Source organism: Alcanivorax sp. HI0083 (assembly GCF_001635175.1).
This window is the reverse complement of the sequence record NZ_LWFX01001183.1, coordinates 1-5,200: the sequence shown is the minus strand read 5'-3', so window position 1 is coordinate 5,200 and position 5,200 is coordinate 1. Positions and strand designations below refer to the sequence as shown.

4 protein-coding genes and 1 pseudogene are annotated in these 5,200 nt (G+C 50.9%); 2 read left to right on the top strand and 3 right to left on the bottom strand.

The window, feature by feature from the left end; genetic code table 11:
- Positions 1-654: pseudogene (locus A3754_RS17040) on the top strand (glucose-6-phosphate isomerase); the annotation flags it as partial.
- On the opposite strand, the gene rffA reads toward A3754_RS17040, so the two are convergent.
- The 3 genes from rffA to rfbB are packed head-to-tail and all read right to left on the bottom strand — an operon-like array spanning position 651 to position 3,681.
- Positions 651-1,805 carry a dTDP-4-amino-4,6-dideoxygalactose transaminase gene (gene rffA / locus A3754_RS17035; RefSeq protein WP_231880669.1) on the bottom strand — a complete coding sequence of 385 codons (1,155 nt, stop codon included), beginning with the start codon at positions 1,803-1,805 and terminating at the stop codon, positions 651-653. The pseudogene A3754_RS17040 and the gene rffA sit on opposite strands and share 4 nt — an antisense overlap.
- Complete coding sequence (gene rfbA / locus A3754_RS17030; RefSeq protein ID WP_363969998.1) at positions 1,802-2,695, bottom strand: glucose-1-phosphate thymidylyltransferase RfbA; 894 nt, start codon at positions 2,693-2,695, stop codon at positions 1,802-1,804. The genes rffA and rfbA overlap by 4 nt, the downstream gene beginning before the upstream one ends.
- Positions 2,692-3,681, bottom strand: coding sequence for a dTDP-glucose 4,6-dehydratase (rfbB, locus tag A3754_RS17025; protein WP_063520652.1), 990 nt, complete (start codon positions 3,679-3,681; stop codon positions 2,692-2,694). The genes rfbA and rfbB overlap by 4 nt, the downstream gene beginning before the upstream one ends.
- Before the next feature lie 232 nt (positions 3,682-3,913).
- Between rfbB and A3754_RS17020 the strand changes: the two genes are divergently transcribed.
- Positions 3,914-4,897: a hypothetical protein gene (locus tag A3754_RS17020; RefSeq protein ID WP_063520651.1), complete on the top strand. Its 984-nt coding sequence runs from the start codon at positions 3,914-3,916 to the stop codon at positions 4,895-4,897.
- Positions 4,898-5,200 lie beyond the last annotated feature (303 nt).

Sequence of the window (5,200 nt, the reverse complement as noted above, 5' to 3'; positions counted from 1 at the left end):
GCCGAGACTGTAGATCATCATTTCAGAACCGCACGGCTAGAAGAAAACATCCCCGTTCTGATGGCACTAGTTGATGTCTGGAACCGCAACTTCCTGAGTATTCAGAACCGAATTCTTCTCCCCTATGACAGCCGCCTGAATCTCCTGCCACGCTTTGCAAGCCAGCTGGAGCTTGAAAGTTGCGGAAAATCCTCATCTGCAGAATCAGAAAAGCTGAGGACCGCCGGCATGGTGCTGGGAGAATCCGGACTGGATGCCCGACATAGTCTGCATGAGTACATCCACAATGGCAGTGACTCCTGCTGCTGTGAGTTCATACTCAGTAAAGCCCCCCCAACTCTTCCATCCGAAAAGTTTCAAAGGCAAATAAACAGCCGACATGAGACCTGCAACAAACTCTGTTACGCCACTGCCAAGCAGTTTGCGTTCGAGGATACGCGGGAACAATCGAGCCGCCGCATACCTGGGACGCCTTCAACCATCATAGCGCTCGACAATATCGACCCAGAATCACTGGGTGCACTCATTGCCCTCTACGAGCATAGAACCTTTGTTCAGTCAGTATTGTGGAAGGTTGACCCTTTCAATCAAAAAGCGGTCGATCGGGACAAGATGATGAGCAGCCGCGTCTATAACGAAATCACACACGATTAAAAACGCTTGATCAATTCGATCAGGCTCTCTATCACGTACGCTTGCTCCGCTTCGTCTAACGCATAGTGGATAGGCAGCCTGAGCAACCCATTACTGACCTTTATCGTATGCTTATGATCACCACTCACCCTACCAAATTTCCGTCCTCCCGGAGAAAGGTGTAATGGTTCATAGTGAGTCTGAGCCATGATGCCAAGGCCTAAAAGTTGGCTTAGGAGCTTATCCCGGAGAGCTTTGTTATCACACCGTAGATAAAATAGGTGCCCATTGTGCTGACAGCCTTCTGGAACGGCAGGAAGATAGATTCCATGACTAAAGCACACACCTTCTAACTCTTGAAAATAGCGCTCCCAGAGCATTACTCGGCGCCTGTTGACCTTCTCAGCCTGACTTAACTGGGCAGACAAAGCAGCAGACTGAACTTCACTCGGCAAATAGCTACTGCCTATATCTAACCAGCAATAACGATCCACTGCCCCACGAGAAAACGCCTCTCGGTTTGTGCCTTTCTCCCGGATTATGCTTGCTCGATCAGTGAGCTCAGCACGACTAATCAGCAAAGCCCCCCCCTCCCCTCCACTGGTGTAATTCTTGGTCGCGTGAAAGCTGTACGCGCCTAGATGCCCGATCCCGCCCAATGGCCTTTCTTTATAGGTTGCCATCATCGCTTGAGCCGCGTCTTCAATTACCCACAGACCATAGCGCTCAGCAATAGCCATGATTGCATCCATCTCACAGCTCACGCCCGCATAGTGAACAGGCACAATCCCCTTGGTTTTTGGGGTTATTGCCTGCTCTATGAGGCGCTCATCAAGGTTACAGGTGTCCAGGCGAACATCGACAAAAACGGGGGTAGCTCCCCGTAACACGAAGGCATTAGCAGTGCTGACAAAAGTCCAGGACGGCATGATAACCTCATCCCCTGGCTGGATATCAACAAGTAGAGCAGCCATCTCCAGCGCATGGGTGCACGATGGGGTGAGTAGGCTTGAACTGGTATTGGCATGGCGGGACAACCAAGCCTCACAGCGTTTGGTATACCTACCGCCTCCTGCAAGCTCCCCGTAAGCTAGCGCCTGAGCAATAGCATCGCTTTCACAGCCAAGCACTAAAGGGCGATTAAAAGGAACATACATAACGATATTCGTCACTTTGTCTGCAGCAGGCTTATAAGGTATCCACTGTATTCCGTCTTACCGAGTTGCCAGATAAGCTTTTCGAGCTTCTCAGAGGTAATCCAACCGGAACACCATGCGATTTCTTCGAGACATGCGATCTTGAGCCCTTGACGTTGCTCGATGGCCTGAACCAGCGTCCCGGCTTCCAGTAAAGACTCAGGAGTCCCCGCATCCAGCCAGACAAAACCCCGCCCCAGCACTTCCGCCTGGAGAGTTCCTTGTGCCTGATAAGCCTTGAGCACATCCACAATCTCTTTCTCGCCACGCGAGGACGGCCGGACTTCTTTGGCAAGATCCAAAACATCGTTATCGAAAAAATAAAGCCCAGTCACTGCCAGATTAGAGAAAGCCTCCGCCGGTTTTTCCTCCAATCGTAAGACCTGGCCTGCCGCTCCCAGTGAAACAACACCAAATCGCTCAGGCTCTTTCACCGGGTAAGCGAACAGTGTCGCCCCCCGCTGCCGAGCAGCAACCGCCTGTAACTGCGGAGTGAAGCCCTGCCCATAGAAAATATTGTCACCTAGAACGAGACACACAGGGGAATCGCCAATGAATTCAGCAGCAATCTCAAAAACCTCCGCAATCCCACCGGGTTTAGCCTGCTGCGCGTACTCGAAGCGCATCCCCAAGTGACTGCCATCACCGAATAGTCGTTGATAGTTGCCGGAATCCTCCGGGGTAGTAACAATCAACACATCCCTGATCCCAGCCAGCATCAATGCCGACATAGGGTAATAAGCCATCGGCTTGTCATAGACAGGCAGCAAATGTTTGGATACACCAAGGGTTGCAGGGTGGAGTCGGGACCCTGCCCCTCCAGCCAGAAGGATCCCTTTGCGGTTTTCCCTAAATTGCATTGTCATGGTAAATAAAATGCCACCGTATCACGCAGCCCTTGCTCAAACGACACCTGCGGGCGCCAGCCCAAAGCCTGCATCTTGCTGCTATTCAAGGCATAACGCCAGTCATGGCCGGCGCGGTCTGCCACATGACGAATCAGTGATGCATGGCCTCCAGCCGGAGCTGAAGCCGGCCTCAAGCCATCGAGATGTGCACAAATGGCATTCACCAGACATAGGTTCGTCAGCTGACAGTCTGCACCAATATTGTAGTGCTCTCCCAGCTTACCCTGCTCCAGCAAACACCATAATGCCTTAACGTGATCGTCAACATGTAACCAGTCACGCACCTGTTCCCCGCTTCCATACAGCGGGATTGTATCGCCTGCCAATGCGCACTGTATCACCCGCGGGATCAGCTTCTCTGGATACTGCCAAGGGCCATAATTATTGCTGGCATGGGAAATCAGGGCAGGAAAGCCATAGGTGTGCACCCAGGCGTCCACTAGATGATCCGCTGCAGCCTTACTCGCCGCATAGGGTGAGCCGGGATGCCAGGGATCACCTTCCTGTGCTGCCGCCCCTTTAGGCCCTAAGTCACCGTACACCTCATCAGTGGATACTTGCAGAAAACGAAACGGGCGCGAACCAGCTCGCACTTGAAGCCAGCTGCGGCAAGCTTCGAGCAAGGTCAGGGTGCCCTGGATATTAGTGCGCGAGAACTCCATAGGGGCTGTGATGGAACGGTCCACATGGGATTCCGCTGCAAAGTTGATCAATGCACAAGGCTGGTGTTCCTCCAGCAATTTCGACACCAAATCAGCATTGTTTATGTCACCTTTGACAAAGTAATAACCCCCATCGCCTTCCACGCAAGCCAGTGCTTGAGGCTGAGCGGCATAGGTGAGAGCATCGAGATTGACGATAGTAGCCTTGGTATTGGCCAAGGCCCAGCGGATAAAGGCGCTGCCGATGAAACCACAGCCCCCTGTAACAAGCAGAGACTTCATTCTGACTACCGACGTCCTAGAGAAATTCCATTGCCGCAAAGACTACCAAGATCCTCGAAGTATCCATGATCCCTCCTGCTGCCATCGCGATTCAAACAGGATAGACTAGCCCAAAAGGTGTAGCGGACATATACGCACTCAAAACATAACAATGGGTTATCAAAAATCTAATAATGATAACCACTGCATATGACCATGATCGAGAGCCACCAAGAGCATCAGGATAAGAAACATGAAAGCCTCGTTGCGGCCAACTAGAACCACAGAGTTCCATCAGGCAAACCAGATTCAGGCGCTTGATCTAACCCCCCTAGCCATTTACACCCGCTATCGTGGCCATCCACAGCTTTGCCAAGAAGACCACCAACGTCTGTTCCGATATGAATTGATGTCGACTGTCAAAGCTGATGGTGTTTGCTCCACGATCAATGACCAAAATGGCGTTATCGCCGCTTGCGCTATCAAACCTCTAGACTGGGATACCCAACACTTTGGCCTACCCATGGCGAGAATGAGCTTGGCTGCAGCCCCGACGTGCCCCCCATCGGCCCTGAGCAATTTACTCCGCGACACCATCAATAAGATGAGGCAGGAAACCTCCATACTGCACACCTCATGCGAGGTGGATATCGACGACTACTTATGCCTGAATGCCTTGCTCGGCCTAGGAGCGGAGATTCTGGATATCAAACGCGAGTACCGCTGGAGATCCCTCAAAGGCATCAAGCCACCTAAATTCTTGTCATTGGTTCGCGAGTATAGAGAAGACGACAGATCGCAGTGCTTGGCACTAATGGCCGGGGTATATTTCGAGAGTCGCTTCTCCCGCGATATTTCGCTACCAGAAGCCAAAACCACTAGGCTTTACGAGATATGGCTTGAAAAAATCCTTAACAATACCGAACGAGGAAGAATCGCCTTGGTCATGGAAAAAGGTTGCCGTGTACAAGCCTGCGGTGCGATTGAACGACATGATCTGAGCTACGCGGGCATAGGCGCTCAAATAATGGGCAACGGGATATACCTTTCATCCCGAAAGGCAACAGGGTGTTACTATCCAATCATTTACAGCTTGGCAGAACGCTCATTATCCCAATTTAAGAGCGCTCAAACCTGTGTATCGCTGAACAATCGAGCGGCCACAAGAGTACTTGAAAGAATGAATGCAGGCACAAGTTCAACTCGATATGCCCTGAGACTTTTTTTCCCATCCTGACGCCAAGACGAAATGTTTATACCTACATCGCAATTCACTTTTCTTCAAACCATAAGACGCCAGCATAAAAAAATTGCTTGCGAATTCAGGCGCGCATACAAAGAAAGCCAGTACATACAAGAAATCGTGAATGCCGGAATGGGAATTGATACACATCTAAAAAATTGGGTCTTCGAGAACGGACTACGCGAAGATCAAGCCGGCTACAATGTTCGCCAAAGGGATCATACGGCCTTAGTAATCTATAAAAAAGGGGAAACTATAACCGAAATAGAAGCGATGAGTCTTTTACCTTTAACAACG

Excerpts from the sequence above, each read along its gene's own strand:
- rfbA (WP_363969998.1), bottom strand. The coding sequence starts at position 2,695 with ATGACAATGCAATTTAGGGAAAACCGCAAAGGGATCCTTCTGGCTGGA.
- rfbB (WP_063520652.1), bottom strand. The coding sequence starts at position 3,681 with ATGAAGTCTCTGCTTGTTACAGGGGGCTGTGGTTTCATCGGCAGCGCC.
- A3754_RS17020 (WP_063520651.1), top strand. The coding sequence starts at position 3,914 with ATGAAAGCCTCGTTGCGGCCAACTAGAACCACAGAGTTCCATCAGGCA.